The following is a 19,708-nucleotide window of genomic DNA, read 5'->3' as shown; positions in this document are numbered from 1 at the left end:
GAACGAGGACACCGCGCGCCGTACGGGGGTCGCCCGGTTCCACTCCGCCGGTTAGATTCCCCGGCATGATGATCGGGGAGTTGATCGGGACGGGCCGCACGGCGGACGTGTTCGCGCTGGACGACGGGCGGGTACTGCGGCGCTACCGGAACGGCCTGGACGCCACCGGCGAGGCCGCCGTGATGGCCCACCTGGCGGCGCACGGGTACCCCGTACCCGCCGTCTGGCCGGGGGAGGCTGCCGGTGACCTGGTGATGCAGCGGCTGTCGGGGGTGACGATGCTGGAGGCCCTGACCGGCGGCACGATGACCGCCGAGCGGGCGGGTGAGCTGATGGCGGAGCTGCTGCGGCAACTGCACGCCGTCCCAGCGCGGTTCGCCGCCGACCCGGGGCATCGCATCCTGCACCTGGACTTCCACCCCGACAACATCGTGCTGACGCCGGACGGCCCGGTGGTGATCGACTGGGCGACCGCACAGGAGGGCCCGCCCGGCCTGGACACGGCGATGTCCGCGCTGATCCTGGCGCAGGCCGTCCTCACCATGCCCGCCGTCGCGGCGGGAGCGCTGCCGGTGCTCGTCTCGCTGGTGCGGCACCTCGGCGGCGCCGGGGGCATGCACCTCGCGGAGGCCATGGCGCGGCGGGCCGCCAACCCGACACTCAGCCGGGAGGAGACCGGCCGCCTCGACGAGGCCGTGGCCCTGGTGGTCGAGGCGGGCGCCCGGTAGGCGGTAAAACCTGTGGTCAGGAGCCGGTCGGCCTGTTTGGATGCTCCCCGTGACACAGCCGAATGATCAACTTCCAGCATCCGACCTCCTCGACCGGATCGAGTCGTACTACGACGCCGTCCCGAGGAATGCCGCCCGGGTCGAGGACTTCGGCCCGCTCCTGCTCTTCGTCAAGCAGGGGCCGGGCTACCCGTACTACGCCCGGCCGACGCCGGGCTGGACCGGGCCGCCGGTCCAGCGCGCCGACGTCGACCGCGTCCGGGCCCGGCAGCGCGAGCTGGGTGTGCCGGAGAGCTTCGAGTGGGTGGCGGAGACGGCCCCGGGCCTGCGGGCGGCCATCGAGGCCTCCGGGCTGGCGGTGCACGAGCACCCACTGCTGGTGCACGACGGCTCGGCCGCACCGGAGCAGGACGTGGCCCAGGTGCTGGGGGCGGACGCCGCCGAGCTGGCGAGCGCGCTCGCCGTCCCCCGGACGGCCTTCGCCGAGCTCGGGACGGCGATCGGCGCCGCAGGCCCGGCAGAGCTGGCCGAGCACACCCGCGCCTGCCTCGCGGACGGCACGGCGGCCCGGCTGGCGGAGCGGATCGAGGCGGGCCTCACCGTCGTCGCGGCCGCCCTCGTCGACGGCGCGGCCCACTGCTCGGGCCAGCACCAACCGGTCGGCGAGGTCAGCGAGATCGTCGCCGTCGGCACCCTCCCGAGCGCCCGCCGCCAGGGCCTCGCCGCAGCCGTCACCACCGCCCTGCTCGCCGACGCCCACGCCCGGGGCGTCCGTACGGTCTTCCTCTCGGCGACCGACGAGGCCGTCGCCCGCCTGTACGGCAGCCTCGGCTTCCGCACCACCGCCACCGCGCTGATCGCCGAGTCGACTGTTAGTTAGGCGCTCAGAGGAACTGCCCGAGGGCCTCGTGCACCCGCCGCCAGACGTCCGCCGTCGCCTTCGGGTCGTAGTCCGCCGGGCGGGCGTCGCAGGCGAAGCCGTGCTTCGCGCCCGGGTAGGTGACGAGCTCGTGGGAGACCCCGGCGGCGGTCAGGTGTTCGCCGACGGCCTGCCACTCCTCCTGCGGGGTGACGTGGTCGAGCTCGCCGATGAGGCCGAGGAGGTGGACGCCGTTGGCGGCGATCGCCTCGCTCTGCGCGATCGGCGGCACCGGGCCGACCATGGGGAGGGCGCTGTTGAGCGTCCAGCCGGGGTAGAGGACGGCGGCCAGCTCGAAGCGGAGCGCCGTGGCGGCGCGCAGCGCGATGTGCCCGCCCATGCTGAGGCCGAGGAACGCCGCGCCCCGGTCGGGCGCCAGGGCGCGGGCGGCGGCGAGCGCGAGGGTGGAGTCGGCGATCAGCTCGTCCCGGTCCAGCCCCCGCATCAGGACGAGCCCGGCCTCGCGCCCTTCGGCCGAGTAGTCGGGCTCGGGGCGGCGGGCCTGCCGCCAGTAGAAGTCCGGGGCGACCACGGCGTATCCGGCCTCGGCCAGCTGCCCGCAGACCCCGCGTGCGTAGTCGTTGATCCCGTACATCTCGGGGCAGAGCACGACCGACCCGATCGGCGGCGCCACCGGCCGCACGACGTACGCCTCGGGGCCGGCTTCACCCAGCTGCACCCAGCTACCTGTCAGAACAGACATCCGTACCCCCGTCACATGACTATCAGGACACCAATTCTGCCCCGCCAGCACCGTCGACAGCGCCAACGTCCGCCATTCGGCCGGTGATCCAGTGCCCCCGGACGGCGTCGGTGGGCCGCTGCTCGCCGAGGGCGTCGAGGCCCCAGCTGCCGAGGGCGTCGACGACCTGGCGGAGCGCCGTGCCACGGTCGGTCAGCTGGTAGACGGTGGCGTTGGCCGGGCGTTCCAGCTTGCGGCGGACGACCAGGCCCTCGCTCTCCAGCTGCTTGAGCCGGGTGGCCAGGATGTCGGTGCTGACGCCGGGCAGGTCGGCGTGCAGGTCGGTGTAGCGGCGTGGGCCGGCCAGGAGTTCACGGACGATCAGGAGACTCCAGCGCTCGCCCACGGCGTCCAGGGCACGCGCGACGGCGCAGTACTGGTCGTAGCTTCGACGTGACATGTGGATCAGCATAGCCAAAAGGTTGGACTTTCCAAGTGGTTACTTGGTAGAACAAAGCAACCAGACGATGGTGCGTGGTGACGGTCGGGAGGCCGCTGTGGAGTTTCGGCAGTCCAGCAAGCTGGCGGGCGTGTGTTACGAGATCCGTGGGCCGGTGGTAGACCAGGCCAACGCACTGGAGGAGGCCGGGCACAGCGTGCTCCGGCTGAACACCGGCAACCCGGCGCCGTTCGGCTTCGAGGCGCCGGAGGAGATCCTCCAGGACATCATCCGCAACCTCCCGAACGCCCACGGCTACAGCGACTCGCGCGGCATCCTGCCCGCCCGCCGGGCCGTGGTGCAGTACTACCAGCAGCGCGGCGTCGAGGGCGTGACCGTCAACGACGTGTACCTCGGCAACGGCGCCTCCGAGCTGATCCAGATGGCCGTGCAGGCACTGGTCGACGACGGCGACGAAGTGCTCGTCCCCGCACCGGACTTCCCGCTCTGGACGGCGGTGGTCCGGCTCGCCGGGGGCAAGGCGGTGCACTACCTCTGCGACGAGGAGGCCGAGTGGTACCCGGACCTCGACGACATCGCCTCGAAGATCAGCCACCGTACCAAGGCCATCGTCGTCATCAACCCCAACAACCCGACCGGCGCGGTCTACCCGAAGGAGCTGCTGGAGGGCATCCTCGAACTCGCCCGCCGGCACGGCCTGATGGTCCTCGCCGACGAGATCTACGACAAGATCCTCTACGACGACGTCGAGCACCACTGCATGGCCGCGCTCGCCGACGACGTCGTCACCCTGACCTTCAACGGCCTCTCCAAGGCGTACCGCGTCGCGGGCTTCCGCAGCGGCTGGCTGGTGGTCTCCGGGCCCAAGCAGCACGCCAAGGACTACCTGGAGGGCCTCACCATGCTCGCGGGCATGCGGCTCTGCCCCAACGTCCCCGCGCAGTACGCCGTGCAGGCGGCCCTCGGCGGCCACCAGTCGATCAACGACCTCACCCTGCCGAACGGCCGCCTCACCGAGCAGCGGGACGTCACCTGGCGGGCGCTGAACGAGCTGCCCGGCGTCAGCTGCGTCAAGCCCAAGGGCGCCCTGTACGCCTTCGCCAAGCTCGACCCGGCGGTGCACCGGATCGTCGACGACGAGCGATTCGTGCTGGACCTGCTGCTCCGCGAGAAGATCCACATCGTCCAGGGCACCGGCTTCAACTGGCCCCGCCCGGACCACTTCCGCTTCGTCACGCTCCCCCGCGCGGACGACCTGGAGACCGCGATCAGCCGGATCGGCCGCTTCCTGACCACCTACCGGCAGTAGCATCACGGGTCCTGGTACTCGGCCGCCGCGAAGGAGCCCCGCCGCATGACGCAAGAGCCCGGCGGCGGACGGCCCCCGCACCGCAGCTGGGACCAGCGCCTGCCACGGTTCCTGCACCCGCCCGCACTGCTGGAGGACCGCGCGCGGCTGCACAGCGAACGGGTCGTCACGCCCCGGCTGGCCCTGCTGTTCCTGGGCGCGGCGGCCGTTCTGCTGCCCTGGACGGTGCTGCTCTTCCTCACCCTGCCCGCCCACCAGCAGGCCCAGCGCTGGAACATCGCCTGGGGTGGCTTCGACGCGCTGCTGATCGTGGTCTTCACCGGGGCCGCCGTCCGCATCCTGCGGCTCTCCCCCAGGGGCGTGCTGGTCAACTCCGCCGCCGCCACCCTGTTGGTGGTCGACGCCTGGTTCGACGTGATGACCGCGCCGACCACCGGCGAGCTGGTGCAGGCGCTGCTGATGGCCGGTCTGGTGGAGCTGCCGATGGCCGTGGTCTGCGCGCGGACGGCCCTGCGGGTGGTCTCGTTGCTGGAGCAGGCCCGGCCGTACCTGGTCGAGGCCGGGTTCACCATCCAGGGCGGCCGCCTGACACCGCCACCGTCCGCGCCACCGGCACCGCCCGAAGCGCCCGACGGAGGCGCTGTTGCAGGGCCGTGACAGCCGCCGCACCGGGAGCGGACCTCGCGCTGTCAGTCTTCAGTTGTCGCGCCGCACAGTGCGCCGCACGACACCTGGGGGGAACCACTCATGCACGCTCGCACCCGTCTCCGCTCGGCCGCCGCCGTCACCGTCATCGTCGCCGTCACCACGAGCACCGGCCTGCTGCTCACCGGCTGCGGGCCGACGGACACCGGCAGGGCCGCCGCCGCCGCGCCCGCCGCCCCGGCCGGTGCGGGCACCGCCCCGACGGGCACCGCCTCGACCGGCACCGCCCCGGCAGGCACCGCGAGCGCGACACCGGGCACGACCGCGCCGGGCACCACCACCCCCAGCACGACCGCGCCCGGCACGGCCGTCCCCGGCGCGCCGCTGACCGTGAAGGCGCCCGCCACGGCCCAGGCCCGGCCGGTGCTGAACGGGACGGCCAACAGCCGGCTGACCATCAGCAACGGCACCACGCACGTGCTGATGAACGGCACCTCGGTCGACTTCGGCACCGTCGTCCGGGATCTCGCCTGGTCGCCGGACGGCACGAAGGCCGCGTTCGTCGACGGCTCGGGCAGCCTCGTGGTGAGCAACCCCGACGGCGGCGGGCGCCGCGTCGTCGCCCGGAACCCCGGCGGGCAGGTCTGGTCCCACCCCACCTGGCAGGTGTCGGCCGCCGACCCGGGGTACAGCCTCCCGGCGCGGAGCAACCTCCTCTTCGCCGTCTCCCAGGGCGGCGTCAGCCGTCTGGAGCGCGTCCCCTCGGCCGGTGGCACGCCGACGCTGCTGGCGCTCGACGCCGAGGGCGGCGAGGAGCCGAACCCGATCCCGCAGACCGGCAACACCTGGCCGAACGGCGGTGGCGTCTACGGCAACGCCGTCTACGCGAACACCACCAACGGCAACGTCTACATCCGCGACGAGTACCTGCGCGAGCAGGTCTCCCCGGTCGGTCCCGGCTCGCAGCCCGTGCTCTCCCCCGACGCCCACACGATCGCCTTCGTCCGCTCCTCCGGCGGCCACGACCACATCTTCGAGAAGCACATGGACGACAACTCCCCCGCCCGTGACCTCACCCCGAACGCCACCACGGACTACACCGAGCCCAGCTGGTCGCCCGACGGCCGCACCCTCGCCGTCCGCACCCCGAGCGGCGTCGCCACCCTCCCGGCGGACGGCTCGGCCGCACCGACCGTGGTCTCCACCACCCCGGGCCTGCCCGCCTACCGGGGCTGACGGTCCGTCGTCACGCGGCGCCCGGGTGCAGGACGGCGAACAGCCCGCGCACCCGGGTGCCGTCCGGCTGCTGCCAGGCACCCGCGACGTGGCCGGTCGCCCCCGGCGGCAGGACGGGCGCGTCGCCCGGCGCGGGGGCCGGCACCCGGTGCAGACGCAGGGCCGTACCGTCCGACAGCGGCAGCTCGGTGCCCTCCCGGTCGTCGACGGCCGGGGCGGTGAACTCCCTGGGTGCGGCGCTGCCGCCGGGGCAGGAGCAGGTGATCTCCCGGTCGGGGACGTCACTGGTGTCCTGGTCCTGGGCCTGCGCCCGGCCCTCGACCAGCGCCAGCAACTGGGCGACCAGCACCGGGTCGTGACACCCGTCGTAGGCCCAGCGCCGCCCCAGTATCCCGTGCTCCATGGTGCCGACGAGGGCGTGCTCCGCCCCCTCCAGCGGGGCACCGCGATAGGTCAGCGGCACCAGGTAGGTGGTCGGCTCGGCGCCCGAGCTGTCGGTGACCACGATGAACTCGATCCCGACCTCCCCCTCGGGGTCGTCCAGCCGGAAGCCGCCTGCCCTGGCCAGCTCCGGCCCGCCCGCACCGCCCGAGTACCACGGCTGCGAGGGCAGCCAGGACGCGAGCAGTTCGAGCTTGCCCGGCTTGAGAGTGGTGTCGAAGATGACGGCCATGCCGGGGGCTCTCTTCCGTTGAGTGGGTACGACCGTCAGATCCTCCCACCTGCCCCAACGGTCAACGCACCCGGCCGAGCTCCGCGCGGAGTTCGGCCAGGTGTGTGTCGGCGGTGTCGTGCGGGAGGTACTCGACCAGGTCGAGGAAGCGGAACAGCACCTGGGTCTCGGTCACGGCGTACTCGAAGTCGCCGAAGCCCACCACCGCCCCCAACTCGCCCCGGACGGCGCCCCGGACGACGTGCGCCGTCAGCTCGTCCGGCCGCTCCGCCGAGGAGCCGCGGCGGGCGTTCGGGCGGGCCAGGTACGGGCACACCATCGACGCGTACAGCATGCAGGCCCGGTGGCCGGGGCCTTCCGTCGTCGGCGCCAGGTTCCGGTACGGCTCGCCGCTCGCCAGTGCGGCGGCGATCGCCGCGCTCTCCGTCGCGCCCACCACCCGCCAGACCGGGCCGGGCGGCATCGGCACGTCACAGACCGAACAGCGGCGCTGCCGCGCACAGTCGGCGCTCCGCCCGTGGTCGGTGAGCGCGAAGCGCGGCTCGCCGCCCTCCCAGGGGGTGATGGCGGGGACGGGGTACCCACGGACGTCGCGCGGCCTGGCCTCGACGGCGGGCGGCATCGGTACAGCATCGAATCGCACCGCCCATGCCTACCAGCACCCGGCGGAATCCACCACCACCGGGCCGCGCGACTGCCGTTCGGGGGTCTAGCGGGCGCCGGGCTTCTGGAGCTGCGCCTGGGCCTCGGCCAGGGTGGCGCGGGGGATGCCGATCATCACCTGCGGGGAGCCGATGTCCTTGACGGGGCAGAAGCGGGCGTCCGTCACCGGGACGGTGACGAAGAGGCTCTCCTCGTTGCGGGCCAGCACCAGCAGCTTGCCGGTGGTGCAGCTCGCGTTCGGGGCGGTGGGCGGGGAGGAGACCCAGCTGACGGGCTGGAAGACCGTCTCGCCCGCCTGGAGCACCGTGCCGTGCGCCTTGTCCGTGGCGAACGATCCGCTGCCCAGGACGCCGGTGGCCAGCTTGGTGAACACGCTGGCCCCGGAGTCGGTCCGCACGTCGGCGGGACCGTACATCACGCAGGCGTGCCCGGACACGTTGCTGAGCTTCACGACGCCGTTCCACCGGGGGTCGGCGCTCTTGTCCAGGCCGACCAGCTGGCCGGTGACCTCGTCGTGGCCCTCCGAGCCGGCACAGGCCGGGACGTCCGCGCCGGCGGGCTTCGCCGCCGTCCCGCTGGCGGCACCGGTCGGCTTCGCGCTGGACTGCGGCGCATCCGGCTTGGCCGAACCGGTGGACGCCCCGGCGGAGCTACCGGCGGACGAACCGGCGGACGCGGCCGTGCTGCCCTGCGGGGCAGCCGAGGGGGTCGAGTTCGAACCGCAGGCGGTCAGCGTGAGAAGAGCGCAGGCCAGCGTGGTGGCAGCGGTCAGGTGACGAGTCTTCAAGAGGTTCTCCCGTGGTGATCGGCCCCCGCCGGCGGCGGGCCAATGATGTACACGCCAACAGCTACCGGCTGGTTGCCTGTTGCCCGAAAGATCCGCAGAGCGTTGCCCTGCCGGAGCGTTGCCGCCGGTCTTGTGCCCGGCCCGGCGGTGCCCAATACTCCCAGACAGCCCTGTCAGGGTCAGATCATCTCTTGCTCACTCCACACCTAGGAGCAGATCAGTGAGGATCAAGCGCACCACCTCCACCAGAGGTATCGCGACGCACATCCGGCTTCTCGCCGCCACCGTCGGCCTGCTCTCGGCCACCGCCGTCGCCGCGCCGAGCGCCGTCGCGGCTCCCGTCCAGCCCTTCGGCCCGGCCCAGTTGGCCTCGGTCAGCGATGCCGTGCTCGGCGCGGACGTCGGCGGCACCGCCTGGTACGTGGACCAGAACTCCGGCCGGGTCGTCGTGACGGCGGACAGCACCGTCTCGCCCGCCGCGCTCGCCAAGATCAGGAAGGCGGCGGGGGCCAACGCGGCCGCCCTCAGGATCGAGCGCACAGCCGGTGTCCTCACCCCGCTGCTCGCCGCCGGAAACGCCATCTACGGCGGCAGCTACCGCTGTTCGCTCGGCTTCAACGTGGTGAGCGGCAGCACCTACTACTTCCTGACCGCCGGGCACTGCGGCAACGTGGCCGGCACCTGGTACACCAACTCCGGCCACACCACCCTGATCGGCGCCACCGTCAGCTCCAGCTTCCCGGGCACCGACTACGCCCTGGTCCGGTACGACAACACCTCACTGAGCCACACCGGCGGCTTCTCGTCCGCACCGAACGCCTTCGTCGGCGAGGCGGTCAAGCGCACCGGCTCGACCAGCGGCACCCACGGCGGCACCGTCACGGCGCTCAACGCCACCGTGCACTACTCCGACGGCAGCACCGTCAAGGGCATGATCCAGACCAACGTCTGTGCCGAGCCCGGCGACTCCGGCGGCCCGCTCTACGACGGCGCCAAGGCCATCGGCATCACCTCCGGCGGCAGCGGCGACTGCAAGACCGGCGGCACCACCTTCTTCCAGCCCGTCAACGCGGCGCTCAGCAAGTACAACGTGCACGTCTTCTGATCCACCCCGGTGCCCCCGCCCGCCCCCGGCTCCCCCCGGGGCGGGCGGGGGTACGGGTCCGGCTACAGGTCGAGCTGGTACATGGCCGTGCGGTGCGTGGGCAGGTAGCCGAGCGCCTCGTTGACCCGCCGCATCGGGCCGTTGCTGTCAGCGGTGTCCGCCAGCAGGGCGGCGAGCTGCGGGTACCGACGGCGCGCGTCGCGGATCGTCTCGGCCTTCATCCAGCGGGCCAGGCCGTGGCCCCGGTGCTCGGGGAGCACGCCGGTGCCGTAGTGCTGGCCCTCGCCGGTGCCGGAGCCGGGGACGACCAGCTCGGTGAAGCCGACGACGGCACCACCGGCCTCCTCGACGGCGGCCACCGTGTGCAGCAGGTCGCCGCGCCGGGCGACCACCTCGGCGACGTGCCGGACCTTCTCGACGTCCCAGGTCTGGACGGTGTGGTCGGTGTCGTCCATCGGCATGTCGTCCATCGCCCGGCGGGAGGCGGCGAAGCTCGCGGCCAGCTCGTCGGGCACCGTGCCCGCCCAGCTGACCAGCCGGTACCCGGGCGATGCGGGCACCGGCGGCACGTCGGCGGCGGCGAGCTCCAGCCTGGTCCAGGTCATCCCCAGCACCTTGCGCAGGCCCCGGGCCGCGAGGAAGTGCTCTCCCGGCGTACCGGCCCCGGTCTGGGTGGTGACGGAGCGGCGGCCGTCGGCGCGGGCGGCCTCGACGGCGGCGGCCAGCAGCAGCGAACCGACGCCGCGCCGGCGTTCGGCGGGGTGCACGGTGAGCTCCAGCTCCCCGAGGTGGCGCTCACCCTCCCCCCTGAACAGCCGCAGGTACGCCGAGCCGAGGGGCATGCCGTCCCCGTCGGCGGCCAGCCAGGCGAGCCGGTGGCTCCCGGCGCTCTGCTCGGGGTCGGCCAGCGGGGTGATGCGGACGGTCAAGAGGGCTCCCGGGTACGGCGGTTCGGGCAGGGCGACCCCGTACGCAACCACGCCGGACCGCCCGCCGCAACGGGGTTTCGCAACAGTGGCGGCCTCAGCGGCCGCTTCGCGGTGCGTACATGATCAGGCCGACCCCGGCCAGGCAGACCAGCGCGCCCAACACGTCGTAGCGGTCCGGGCGGTAGCCGTCCAGCGCCATGCCCCAGGCGAGCGAACCCGCGACGAAGACCCCGCCGTACGCGGCCAGGATGCGCCCGAAGTGCGCATCCGCCTGGAGCGTCGCGACGAAGCCGTACGCCCCCAGGGCCAGCACGCCCGCGCCCGCCCAGGCCCAGCCCCGGTGCTCCCGGACGCCCTGCCAGACCAGCCAGGCCCCGCCGATCTCCAGGACGGCGGCCAGCAGGAAGAGCAGGGTGGAGCGCAGCACGGTCATGACCGCCGAGCTTACCGAGAGTCGACGGCAGAGGGCCCGCGCCCAGGAGGGTGCGGGCCCGATGCGCGGCGGGGTGTCAGTGCTGGTGCTGCGTCTCGCCGGCCGTGCGCACGATCGTGTAGTTGTCGACCTGCGTGCCGTCCTCGGCCAGTGCGGTGACCTTCATGGTGGACTTGCCGCCCTTGTGCGCGGGGGCGACGTCGACCTTGATGAAGGAGTAGCCGGTGTAGCGGACGCGGGACCACTCGACGGTCTCGGTGACCTTCACGCCGCCCTTGGCGAAGTGGAAGGTGTCGACCGAGTCGACGCGCTTCTCGTGGCCCTCGTAGGTGTCGGGGGCGTCGAAGCTGTAGAGGCTGCGGCCGGCCGCACCCGCCGTGACGTACACGACGCCGTCCTTGGCGGGCTCGACGGTCTCGCCGCTCGGCACGGCCTTGGAGACCTTGTTGCCGAGGATCGCGTCGGTGCGCTCGTAGACGTGGTTGTGGCCGTTGACCACCAGGTCGACGCGGTACTTCTCGAACAGCGGCACCCAGGCCTCGCGGACACCGCCCTCGGAGGCGTGCTGGTGGGTGGTGGAGAAGGCACAGTGGTGGAAGAAGATGACGATGAAGTCGACCGTCTCGTCACCACGGAAGTCGCGGAGCTTGCGGTCCAGCCACTTGGTCTGCTTGCCGGCCGTGATGCCCAGGTTCGCCGGGATCTCGTACGAGACGTCGTTCGCGTCCAGCGAGATGACGCCGACGTTGCCGTACTTGAAGGAGTAGACACCGGGGGCGACACGCGGGTCCGGGCCGTTGGTCGGCAGGAAGAAGCGGGCGTCCTCGCCGCCGTACCCGTTGTGCGAGTACCAGGCCTCCATGTCGTGGTTGCCGTAGGAGACCATCCACGGGATCTTCGAGGCGACCGTCTCGGTCTGGACCAGGAAGGCGTCCCAGGTCTTGGCGTTGAAGGCGGCGCGGTCCGCGTCCTGGCCCTGGCCCATCGGGTCCGCGTAGCAGATGTCGCCCGCGTGCAGGTGGAAGCTGGGGTTCTGCGCCAGGATGACGTGGTCGTTGCCGGCCGCGTGCGCGCTGACACCCTGGTCGCCGAAGGCGGTGAAGGTGAAGGGCTCGTACGCCTTGCCGCCGCGCCAGCCGCGCGCCGGGGCGGTGCGGAAGGTGCTCAGGGTCGAGATGGCCTGCTGCGAGGCCGGGTCGAAGCCGTCGTGGCCGACACCGTAGTAGTACGTGGTGTCGGGCTCGAGGTCGTGCAGCGAGACATGGATGTAGTACTGGTCGAACGCGCCGCCGGTCTGGACCATCGCGGGGGTGTGCAGCACCCGCTGGTCGGCGACGACCTTGTGGCTGAGGTCCCACGGGGTCTTGCCGAAGCGCAGGAAGGCGCGCTTGACCGGGGCCGGGGTCTGCCAGGAGATGCGCATCTGGGTGTCGGCCTCGCCACCGAAGGCGAGGTGACGGCCCGTCGGGGCGACGAGCGCGCCGTCGATGCCGCCGGTGGTGCTGCTCAGCAGGGCCGGGGTGCTCGGGGCAGCCGACGCGGTGCCCGTGCCGAGCGCACTGCCGACCGCCAGCGCGCCGACGGTGATCGCACCGGTGCGGAGTGCCTTGCGGCGGGAGAACTTGCTGCGCAGGTACTCGTGCTGCTCAGCCATGCTCATACGGTCGGCGAGCTTCTCGGGCACGCCCATGCGTGGGATATCCATGACCTGGAGGTTTCCAGCGGTGGATGGCGCGCACACGGACTTCCGGTGAACAACCGTCGTCGCGTCGGCCTACCACCCGGTAAGACTCGGCCACGTGTTCGTAACGGGCCGTCAGTCGGGGCCCGCGATCCGGCCTTCTGTACCGCTATACCCGATTTGATGCACTGTGTGACATGCTGGCGGCCAGACCCGAACCGAGGAGGCAGACCCGCATGACCGCTTTCAAGAGCCCCCTGCCGGACGCCGAGCGCAAGATCGTCGGCGAGGCCCTCCAGGGCGCCCTGGTCGACCTCGTCGACCTCTCCCTGGTCGCGAAGCAGCTGCACTGGAACGTGGTGGGCCCGCGCTTCCGCTCCGTCCACCTCCAGCTGGACGAGGTCGTCGCGCTCGCCCGCCTGCACGCCGACACCGTCGCCGAACGCGCCGCCGCGATCGGCGTCTCCCCCGACGGCCGGGCCAAGACCGTCGCCGACACCAGCGGCATCAGCACCGCCCCCGAGGGCCCCTGCCCCGACACCGAGACCGTCGGCGCCCTGGTCGACGCCCTCGGTGCCGTCATCACCCGGATGCGGGGCCGGATCGACGCCACCGCCGAAGCCGACCCCGTCAGCCAGGACATCCTGATCGGCCTCACCGCCGACCTGGAGAAGTACTCCTGGATGGCCCAGGCCGAGACCGGCTCCTAGACCAGGTCACCCGGCAGGTCGCGGTACGCCTCCAGCAGCTGCCCGACCACCGGGTGGTCGGCCCGCAGCTCGACGCCGTCGACGGCCGCGACCGGCCGGACGCCGATCACCGCGTTGGTCGCGAAGGCGGCCTCGAACTCGCCCTCGCCGAGCCGGCCGAGCGTCACCTCCTCGGTGACGTGCGGGTGCAGGCCCTTGAGCAGTGCCATCGCCGTCCCCGGCAGGCAGTCCGCCGCCGGCCAGACGACCTCGCCGCCCCGGACGAAGCCGATGTTCCAGGTGCCGCCCTCGGAGATCGCCCCGGCCCCGTCGACGAAGAGCGCGTCGCCGTAGCCCGCGAGCATCGCCACCCGGCGCTGGTGCAGCGCACCGAACAGGCCGACGCTCTTCACCTCGGGCAGGTCACGCGCGAACCGGCGGGACTTCGCCCGCAGCGGCGGCCCCGAGAGCCCGCCGGAGGGGCGCGCCGTCACCAGTACCTTGGGCTCGGCCGCCAGGCCCATCTTCCCGATCTCCACCGCCGGGTCGAAGACCGTCACCCGGACGGCCATCGCCTCCTCGCCCTCCGGCAGTGCCGCCCGGACGAGCTCCCGCACCCGCTCCGGGTCGAGCTTCGCGTCGAACACCACCCGGCAGTCCCGGACGAGCCGCTCCAGGTGGAGCTCCAGCCCCCGGGCCCGCCCGGCCTCGACACGCATCGTCGTGAAGTGCCCGTAGTTGGTGAGGGCCAGTGTCTGCAGCTCCGCCGGGGTCACTGCCCGGCCGTCCAGGTACGCCATGAACCACAACATATCGGGCCGCCGACGCGCCGGGGTAGGGACGATCACCCGTACCGCCCGCCCCCGGCCCGACTCCGTCAGATCATCCGGGCCGATCACCCAGGCAGATCAGCCAGGCTGCTCATCCGGGCAGCTACTTGGCGGCGAGACCCTCGCCGACCCGGCGCGAGACGCTGAACACCTGGAGGTCCAGCGTCCCCGGCGGCTCGACCACGCCCGGCCCGCCGGCCTGCACCCAGTCGCATATCTCGTCGATCATGTCGTCCGCCATCACCCAGCCGAGCCAGACCGGCCGTCCGCCGGCCCGGCGCCCCTCCGCCGAGGGGCTGACCACGACGACGTTCGCGTGGTCGCACGCGTCCAGACAGGTCACCGCGCGGACCTTGCCGGCCGTGCCGACGCCCGCCTGGAGCCGCTCCAGCTGCCCGGCGTGGTCGACGCCCGGGTACTTGTCGGCGACCCCGCAACAGCAGCCCCGGCACACCGTCACCGTGACCGGTGCGGCCCCCTCCGCGACGACCTTCGTCCGACGCCCCATCAACTTCCCTCCGCCCGGGTGCGGCGACCCGCACCTCGTACGCGAAGCTACCAGGCGGCCGGGGCGCCGGAGCCTGTCTCAGCCTGTGGCCTGCGCCGCAGCCCGCCCGGCCGCCCGGCCGGAGAAGAGGCAGCCGCCGAGGAAGGTGCCCTCCAGCGAGCGGTAGCCGTGCACACCGCCACCGCCGAACCCGGCCGCCTCACCGGCCGCGTAGACGCCGTCCAGCACCGAGCCGTCGGCCCGCAGCACCCGGGAGGAGAGGTCAGTCTCCAGCCCGCCGAGCGACTTGCGGGTGAGGATGTTGAGGCGCACCGCGATCAGCGGGCCCGCCTTGGGGTCAAGCAGCCGGTGCGGTGCGGCGGTGCGGATCAGGCGGTCGCCGAGGTAGCTCCGGGCGCCGCGGACGGCCGTCGTCTGGAGGTCCTTGCCGAAGGGGTTGGCCAGCTCCCGGTCGCGGGCCTCGATCTCCCGCCGCAGGTCGGCCTCGTCGATCGGCGCGTCCGGCGTCCTCGCGTTCATGCCCCGAACCAGCTCCGCCAGGGTGTCGGCGACCACGAAGTCGGCGCCGTGCCGCTTGAACGCCTCGACCGGTTCGGGTGCGCCCGGCAGGGCCCGCCGCAGCACATCCCGGATGCTCCGGCCCGTCAGGTCGGGGTTCTGTTCGGAGCCGGAGAGGGCGAACTCCTTCTCGATGATCTTCTGGGTGAGCACGAACCAGGTGTGGTCGTGGCCGGTGGTCATGATGTGTTCGAGGGTGCCGAGGGTGTCGAAGCCGGGGAAGAGCGGCACGGGCAGCCGCCGCCCGCGCGCGTCCAGCCAGAGCGAGGACGGGCCGGGGAGGATGCGGATGCCGTGCCGGGCCCAGATCGGGTCCCAGTTCTCGATGCCCTCGGTGTAGTGCCACATCCGGTCGCCGTTGATCAGGTGGCCCCCGGCGGCTCCGGCGATGCCGAGCATCAGGCCGTCGACGTGCGCGGGCACCCCGGAGAGCATCCGCTCGGGCGGCGTGCCGAGCCGGGCGGGCCAGGCCTTCCGGACGAGTTCGTGGTTGCCGCCGATGCCGCCGGAGGTGACGATCACGGCCTGCGCGCGCAGCTCGAACGCCCCGGCCACCTCGCGCGAGCTGGCCTCGCCCCGGGCGACCTGACTGGGCACCAGCACCTCGCCGCTGACGGTGTCGGTGACCCCGCCGGTCGCGGCCAGCCCGGTGACGCGGTGCCGGAAGCGCAGCTCGACCAGCCCGCACGCGACGGCGGCCCGCACCCGCCGGGCGAACGGCTCGACGAGGCCGGGGCCGGTGCCCCAGGTGATGTGGAAGCGCGGCACGGAGTTGCCGGGCCCGGTGGCGAGCAGCCCGCCACGCTCGGCCCAGCCGACCACGGGGAAGAACCTGACCCCCTGGGCGCGCAGCCAGGCGCGCTTCTCCCCGGCCGCGAAGTCCACGTACGCCTCGGCCCAGCGGCGCGGCCAGTCGTCCTCGGCGCGGTCGAAGCCCGCCGTGCCGAGCCAGTCCTGCCAGGCGAGCTCGCGGGAGTCGCGGATGCGCATCCGGCGCTGCTCGGGCGAGTCGACCAGGAAGAGCCCGCCGAAGGACCAGTGTGCCTGGCCACCCAGGGAGGCGGCGGGCTCCTGGTCGAGCAGGATCACCCGGCGTCCGGCGTCGGCCAGTTCGGCGGTGGCGACCAGGCCGGCCAGGCCCGCTCCGATGACGATGACGTCGGCGTCCAGTGGCACGGGGGGCTCCTCCGAGGGGGTCGGGCGTGTGACGGATTCTCGGGGTCGGTGTCCGCCGTGGTCAACAGCGCCCACCGAAAGGGAATTACGCTCCACCTCGTATCCGAATTACCAATTCGTCATTCTGTAATTGTTTCTCCAATTACCTGGACAGGCTTGTAACCTGACAGTAACTTACTTGTCAGTAACGCCCCACGCAGGAAACATCCCCCCACCCGCGAAAGTTTCTCTCCCCCAGGAGGAACAGTGCTCACCCCTGCCCTGAAGCGCACGTCGGCCGTGCTCGGCACCGCGCTGGTCGCCGCCGCCCTCAGCAGCATGACCCCCACCGCCGCCCACGCCGCCGGCCCCTCGGGCGCGTACGTCGCACTCGGTGATTCGTACGCCGCCGGTGCCGGTGTGCCCGGTCAGTCCGCCGGGCTCTGCCTGCGCTCGGACCACAACTACGGCCATCTGGTCGCCGCCGCCCTGGGCAGCAGCAGCTACACCGACGTCACCTGCTCGGCCGCGAAGATCAAGGCGATGACCTCGGCCCAGTACGACGCCTTCATCCGGGTCAACGACCCGCAGCTGGACTCCGTGGGCTCCAACACCTCACTGGTCACGCTGGGCATCGGCGGCAACGACCTCGGCACCTCGGACCTGGGCATCGGCGAGGTGATCGCCACCTGCATCGCGGGCGCCGTGGTCAACCCGCTCGGCACGCCCTGCCACGACACCTACGGCCACGGCTACTGGAACTGGAGCGACTGGGCCTGGGAGTACGGCGACGACACCCTCGCCGACCGGGTCGCCGCCGCCGCGCCGCAGCTCGCCGACACCCTCCACCGCATCCACGCCAAGGCGCCCGGGGCGAAGGTCGTGGTGGTCGGCTACCCGCAGGTGCTGCCCGAGGACGAGTGGAGCTGCCTGGGCGAGCAGCCCGTCACCGTCGGGGACGTCGCCTACCTGCGCGGCGTGCTGGTGAAGCTCAACTCGATGCTGGCCGCCACCTCGGCCGCCAACGGCGCCACCTTCGTGGACACCACGGCCGCCACCAAGGGCCATGACGTCTGCTCCGACGACCGCTGGATCGAGGGCGCCCTGCCCGGCTCCCCCGCCGTCCCGTTCCACCCCAACGCCAAGGGCGAGCAGGCCATGGCCGGCGCCGTCCTCGCCGCCCTCGGACACTGATTCCGGCACTGGGCCAACCCCGAGGGGCGCGAGGAACTGCGCGAAACCGGAAGACACATCGCTGCGCCTTCCGATCTCCCGACAGCCCCCTCGCGCCCCCCGGGAAGTCCGCTACGGGCGAATCCGCACGATCTGCGGGTCGTGGTCGCTCGCCTGCACCGCGAACTCGCTGTTCACGTGCACCACGTCGTACTGCACGTTGGTCAGCGCGGGGCTGACCAACGTGTGGTCGAGCACCTGCGAGTTGCCCTGGTAGACGTAGGTGTAACGCTGGCTCGGGTAGAGCTCGTTGACCAGGTCACGCAGCACGCCGCCGCCGGTCAGCGTCGTCAGCGCGGGCGAGAACTGGTAGTCGTTGAAGTCGCCCAGCGAGACGATCTTCGCGTCCGGGTCGGCGGCCTCCAGCTTCGCGACGAAGGCCTGCTCGACCGTCGCCTGCTTGACTCGCTGCACCTCGGAGCTGCGGGTCGGCGCCTGGAAGCGGCTGTCTATGCCCTGGTCGCCACCCTTGCTGTTGAAGTGGTTGGCGATCAGGAAGAGCTTCTTGCCCCGGAAGCTGAACTGGCCGATCAGCGGCTTGCGGCTGGTCGTCCAGGCCTCGTTGTTCGGGTCGATCCGGCCCGGGGAGGCCGTCAGCGTGGTCGCCGCACCGCTGCCGGCGACGTCCACGGCCGTGGTCGAGTCACCGCCGGGGATGTCGGTGAAGGAGATCCGCTGCGGGTTGAAGAGGAAGACCTGACGGATGTTGCCGCCGGGCTCGCCGCCGTCCTTGCCGTCGACCGGGTTGATGCTGCGCCACTCGTACGCCGGGCCGCCCGCCGCCTTCACCGCGTCCACGAACTTGGTGATGGTCGCGGTCGCGTCCACCGTGCCGTCGTCGGTCGGGCCGTTGCCGTCCTGGATCTCCTCCAGCGCGACGACGTCGGGCGAGCGGAGGTTGGTGACGATGCCCTGGGCGAGCTGGGCGAACTTCTCGGCCGGGTCGCCCGGGTCGAGGTTCTGGACGTTGTACGTGGCGATCGTCGCCGTGCCGTCCGGGGCGGGCGCGGTGATCTCGCGCTGGAGCCCGTTGTCCTTGTAGGCGCCGATCGCGTTGGCGACGACGGTGTAGCCGCCGAACTGGTTGTAGTCCAGCGGGCCCGCGGTGACGCCCGTCAGCTGGTCACCGACGTTGGCCGAGGGCACCACCGGCCCGAGCGACTGCACCATCAGGCGCCCGGCGTTGGGGGTCTCGTAGCCCAGGTAGAGGGCGCCGCCACGGGTGCTGCGGACGTCGGCCTTGCGGGCCTCGACCCACAGCTCGTTGTACTTGTCGGTGGCCTGCACCACGCGGACGTCCTTGACCTGGACGTTCATGCCCTCCAGCGACTCGTACAGGTCGAGGGCGTAGTCGGCCGGACGCAGCGTCAGGCCGTCGATGCTGCCACCGGCGGCGTCGGGGGCGAGGATCGGCGGGATGCTGCTGTCGTTCAGCACCACGGCCGCCGGGACGGCGTTGCCGGAGGAGAGCACCGTGACGGCCGGGTTGCCGAGCTCGGTCACCGACTGGCTGCCCGAGCTGTAGGCCGGGTAGTACTCGGAGACCTTGCCGGTGACGAGCACCGAGTCGCCGACCTTGACGGCCGGGGTGGCGCTGCCGGTGTAGACGAAGATGCCCTCGCTGGTCGCCGGGTCGGCGTCCGGGTGCGGGTCCTGCATCCAGAAGCCTCTGGTGCCGGAGGTGCGGATGCCGGTGACGACGCCGGGCACGCCCGCGACGGTCTTGCCGGTCTCCGGCGAGATCCGGGTGGCGCCCTGGATGTCGTGGATGCGCAGCGTGCCGGGCTCGGTCGGGCCGGTGGGGGTGCCGCCACCGGCGTCGACGGTCTCGCCACGGCTGTTGGTCGGCGTGGGGCCGCCCGCCTTGAGGTCGGCGGCGTTGTCGTCGGTGTCCGGCAGGCCGCCGCCACGGGCGACGGAGGCGGTGTTGCCCGCTCCGGCGGCCGAGCCGCTGCCCTCGTGCACGAGGGCGGTGCCGTAGCCGACGAGGTCGCGCACGCGCGGGTCGGCGGCGCAGTCCGCGGCGGTCCTGCAGGTCAGCGGGTCGGTGCCCTGGACGAGCGCGACGGTGCCGTTGGTGCCGGAGAGCGCCAGGGCGCCGGTGGCGTCGGCGGTCGGCAGGTCGACGGTGCCGCCGGTGCCGGCCGACTCGGCGACGAGGTAGCGGCCGCCGACCGGGATGGAGCCCGTCAGCGGGGTGACCGACCACTGGGTGGTGGGGCCGGGGGTGGCGGAGATGTACTGCACGCTGTAGCCGGTCAGCCCGAAGGCCGCGCCGCCCTTGTTGGCCAGCTCGATGAAGTCGTTCTTCAGCGTGGCACCGGAGTTGCCACCGCCGCCGTACACCTCGGAGACGACCGCGTCGGCGGAGGGCGCTGCCATCGCACCGGGCAGCGGCACGAGCACCAGCGAGGCGGCGACGCCGACGGGCAGGATCACGGCGCGCAGCATCGATCTGCGCGAAGGGGTGCGGGGTGCAGGGGGG

19 protein-coding genes and 1 pseudogene are annotated in these 19,708 nt (G+C 72.5%); 8 read left to right on the top strand and 12 right to left on the bottom strand.

Annotated features, from left to right (window positions below):
• Positions 1–65: 65 nt before the first annotated feature.
• The gene (locus ACR68M_RS27240) at positions 66–728 is read left to right on the top strand and encodes a phosphotransferase (RefSeq protein ID WP_441246769.1); all 663 of its coding nucleotides are present in this window, start codon (positions 66–68) and stop codon (positions 726–728) included.
• Positions 729–777: 49 nt separating this feature from the next.
• Positions 778–1,608, top strand: a complete 831-nt coding sequence (locus ACR68M_RS27235; protein ID WP_441246768.1) for a GNAT family N-acetyltransferase — start codon at positions 778–780, stop codon at positions 1,606–1,608.
• 4 nt (positions 1,609–1,612) lie between these two features.
• On the opposite strand, the gene ACR68M_RS27230 is transcribed toward ACR68M_RS27235, so the two are convergent.
• Together ACR68M_RS27230 and ACR68M_RS27225 are read right to left on the bottom strand one after the other, a co-directional pair.
• Positions 1,613–2,326, bottom strand: coding sequence for a dienelactone hydrolase family protein (locus tag ACR68M_RS27230; RefSeq protein WP_441246767.1), 714 nt, complete (start codon positions 2,324–2,326; stop codon positions 1,613–1,615).
• Positions 2,327–2,390: 64 nt separating this feature from the next.
• A pseudogene (locus ACR68M_RS27225) lies at positions 2,391–2,789 on the bottom strand (winged helix-turn-helix transcriptional regulator); the annotation flags it as partial.
• Between the two features lie 97 nt (positions 2,790–2,886).
• On the opposite strand from ACR68M_RS27225, the gene ACR68M_RS27220 reads away from it, so the two are divergent.
• The 3 genes from ACR68M_RS27220 to ACR68M_RS27210 all read left to right on the top strand — a co-directional run bounded on the left by ACR68M_RS27220 (position 2,887) and on the right by ACR68M_RS27210 (position 5,979).
• Positions 2,887–4,098 carry a pyridoxal phosphate-dependent aminotransferase gene (locus ACR68M_RS27220; RefSeq protein ID WP_441246766.1) on the top strand — a complete coding sequence of 404 codons (1,212 nt, stop codon included), beginning with the start codon at positions 2,887–2,889 and terminating at the stop codon, positions 4,096–4,098.
• Between the two features lie 45 nt (positions 4,099–4,143).
• The gene (locus ACR68M_RS27215; protein WP_441246765.1) at positions 4,144–4,755 is read left to right on the top strand and encodes a hypothetical protein; all 612 of its coding nucleotides are present in this window, start codon (positions 4,144–4,146) and stop codon (positions 4,753–4,755) included.
• Positions 4,756–4,845: 90 nt separating this feature from the next.
• The gene (locus ACR68M_RS27210) at positions 4,846–5,979 is read left to right on the top strand and encodes a hypothetical protein (RefSeq protein ID WP_441246764.1); all 1,134 of its coding nucleotides are present in this window, start codon (positions 4,846–4,848) and stop codon (positions 5,977–5,979) included.
• 10 nt (positions 5,980–5,989) lie between these two features.
• Here ACR68M_RS27210 and ACR68M_RS27205 read toward each other — a convergent pair whose 3' ends face one another.
• From ACR68M_RS27205 to ACR68M_RS27195, 3 genes are all read right to left on the bottom strand, one after another.
• On the bottom strand, positions 5,990–6,652 hold the full coding sequence (locus ACR68M_RS27205; RefSeq protein WP_441246763.1) for a maltokinase N-terminal cap-like domain-containing protein: 663 nt from the start codon (positions 6,650–6,652) through the stop codon (positions 5,990–5,992).
• A gap of 61 nt (positions 6,653–6,713) precedes the next feature.
• Positions 6,714–7,274, bottom strand: a complete 561-nt coding sequence (locus tag ACR68M_RS27200; RefSeq protein WP_441246762.1) for a hypothetical protein — start codon at positions 7,272–7,274, stop codon at positions 6,714–6,716.
• An 87-nt stretch (positions 7,275–7,361) separates the two neighbouring features.
• A complete protein-coding gene (locus tag ACR68M_RS27195) occupies positions 7,362–8,102 on the bottom strand; it encodes a hypothetical protein (RefSeq protein WP_441246761.1) in 741 nt (246 codons plus the stop codon).
• 220 nt (positions 8,103–8,322) lie between these two features.
• Here ACR68M_RS27195 and ACR68M_RS27190 point away from each other — a divergent pair, with 220 nt between their 5' ends.
• Positions 8,323–9,207, top strand: a complete 885-nt coding sequence (locus tag ACR68M_RS27190) for a S1 family peptidase (protein ID WP_441246760.1) — start codon at positions 8,323–8,325, stop codon at positions 9,205–9,207.
• 62 nt (positions 9,208–9,269) lie between these two features.
• Here the strand turns inward: ACR68M_RS27190 and ACR68M_RS27185 are convergent, their stop codons facing one another.
• The 3 genes from ACR68M_RS27185 to ACR68M_RS27175 form a co-directional block, all read right to left on the bottom strand.
• On the bottom strand, positions 9,270–10,136 hold the full coding sequence (locus ACR68M_RS27185; RefSeq protein WP_441246759.1) for a GNAT family N-acetyltransferase: 867 nt from the start codon (positions 10,134–10,136) through the stop codon (positions 9,270–9,272).
• Positions 10,137–10,230: 94 nt separating this feature from the next.
• On the bottom strand, positions 10,231–10,569 hold the full coding sequence (locus tag ACR68M_RS27180) for a YnfA family protein (RefSeq protein WP_441246758.1): 339 nt from the start codon (positions 10,567–10,569) through the stop codon (positions 10,231–10,233).
• A 76-nt stretch (positions 10,570–10,645) separates the two neighbouring features.
• Positions 10,646–12,274 (bottom strand): purple acid phosphatase family protein, encoded by a 1,629-nt coding sequence (locus ACR68M_RS27175; RefSeq protein ID WP_441246757.1) that lies wholly within the window; start codon positions 12,272–12,274, stop codon positions 10,646–10,648.
• A 212-nt stretch (positions 12,275–12,486) separates the two neighbouring features.
• On the opposite strand from ACR68M_RS27175, the gene ACR68M_RS27170 reads away from it, so the two are divergent.
• Positions 12,487–12,960, top strand: a complete 474-nt coding sequence (locus ACR68M_RS27170; protein WP_441246756.1) for a Dps family protein — start codon at positions 12,487–12,489, stop codon at positions 12,958–12,960.
• Here the strand turns inward: ACR68M_RS27170 and ACR68M_RS27165 are convergent.
• The 3 genes from ACR68M_RS27165 to ACR68M_RS27155 all read right to left on the bottom strand — a co-directional run bounded on the left by ACR68M_RS27165 (position 12,957) and on the right by ACR68M_RS27155 (position 16,011).
• Positions 12,957–13,739: an aminotransferase class IV gene (locus tag ACR68M_RS27165; RefSeq protein ID WP_441246755.1), complete on the bottom strand. Its 783-nt coding sequence runs from the start codon at positions 13,737–13,739 to the stop codon at positions 12,957–12,959. The two genes, ACR68M_RS27170 and ACR68M_RS27165, sit on opposite strands and share 4 nt — an antisense overlap.
• Positions 13,740–13,872: 133 nt before the next feature.
• On the bottom strand, positions 13,873–14,277 hold the full coding sequence (locus ACR68M_RS27160) for a (2Fe-2S) ferredoxin domain-containing protein (protein ID WP_441246754.1): 405 nt from the start codon (positions 14,275–14,277) through the stop codon (positions 13,873–13,875).
• A 78-nt stretch (positions 14,278–14,355) separates the two neighbouring features.
• The gene (locus ACR68M_RS27155) at positions 14,356–16,011 is read right to left on the bottom strand and encodes an FAD-binding dehydrogenase (RefSeq protein ID WP_441246753.1); all 1,656 of its coding nucleotides are present in this window, start codon (positions 16,009–16,011) and stop codon (positions 14,356–14,358) included.
• 246 nt (positions 16,012–16,257) lie between these two features.
• Between ACR68M_RS27155 and ACR68M_RS27150 the strand changes: the two genes are divergently transcribed.
• Positions 16,258–17,184: an SGNH/GDSL hydrolase family protein gene (locus ACR68M_RS27150; protein ID WP_441246752.1), complete on the top strand. Its 927-nt coding sequence runs from the start codon at positions 16,258–16,260 to the stop codon at positions 17,182–17,184.
• Positions 17,185–17,295: 111 nt separating this feature from the next.
• Here the strand turns inward: ACR68M_RS27150 and ACR68M_RS27145 are convergent, their stop codons facing one another.
• Complete coding sequence (locus ACR68M_RS27145; protein ID WP_441251730.1) at positions 17,296–19,674, bottom strand: endonuclease/exonuclease/phosphatase family protein; 2,379 nt, start codon at positions 19,672–19,674, stop codon at positions 17,296–17,298.
• Positions 19,675–19,708 lie beyond the last annotated feature (34 nt).

Origin of the sequence: Kitasatospora sp. McL0602, from assembly GCF_052076145.1 — a bacterium.
In the GTDB taxonomy this organism is placed as follows: Bacteria; Actinomycetota; Actinomycetes; order Streptomycetales; family Streptomycetaceae; genus Kitasatospora.
The sequence above is the reverse complement of the archived record's forward strand: the minus strand, read 5'-3'. Positions and strand labels throughout refer to the sequence as shown.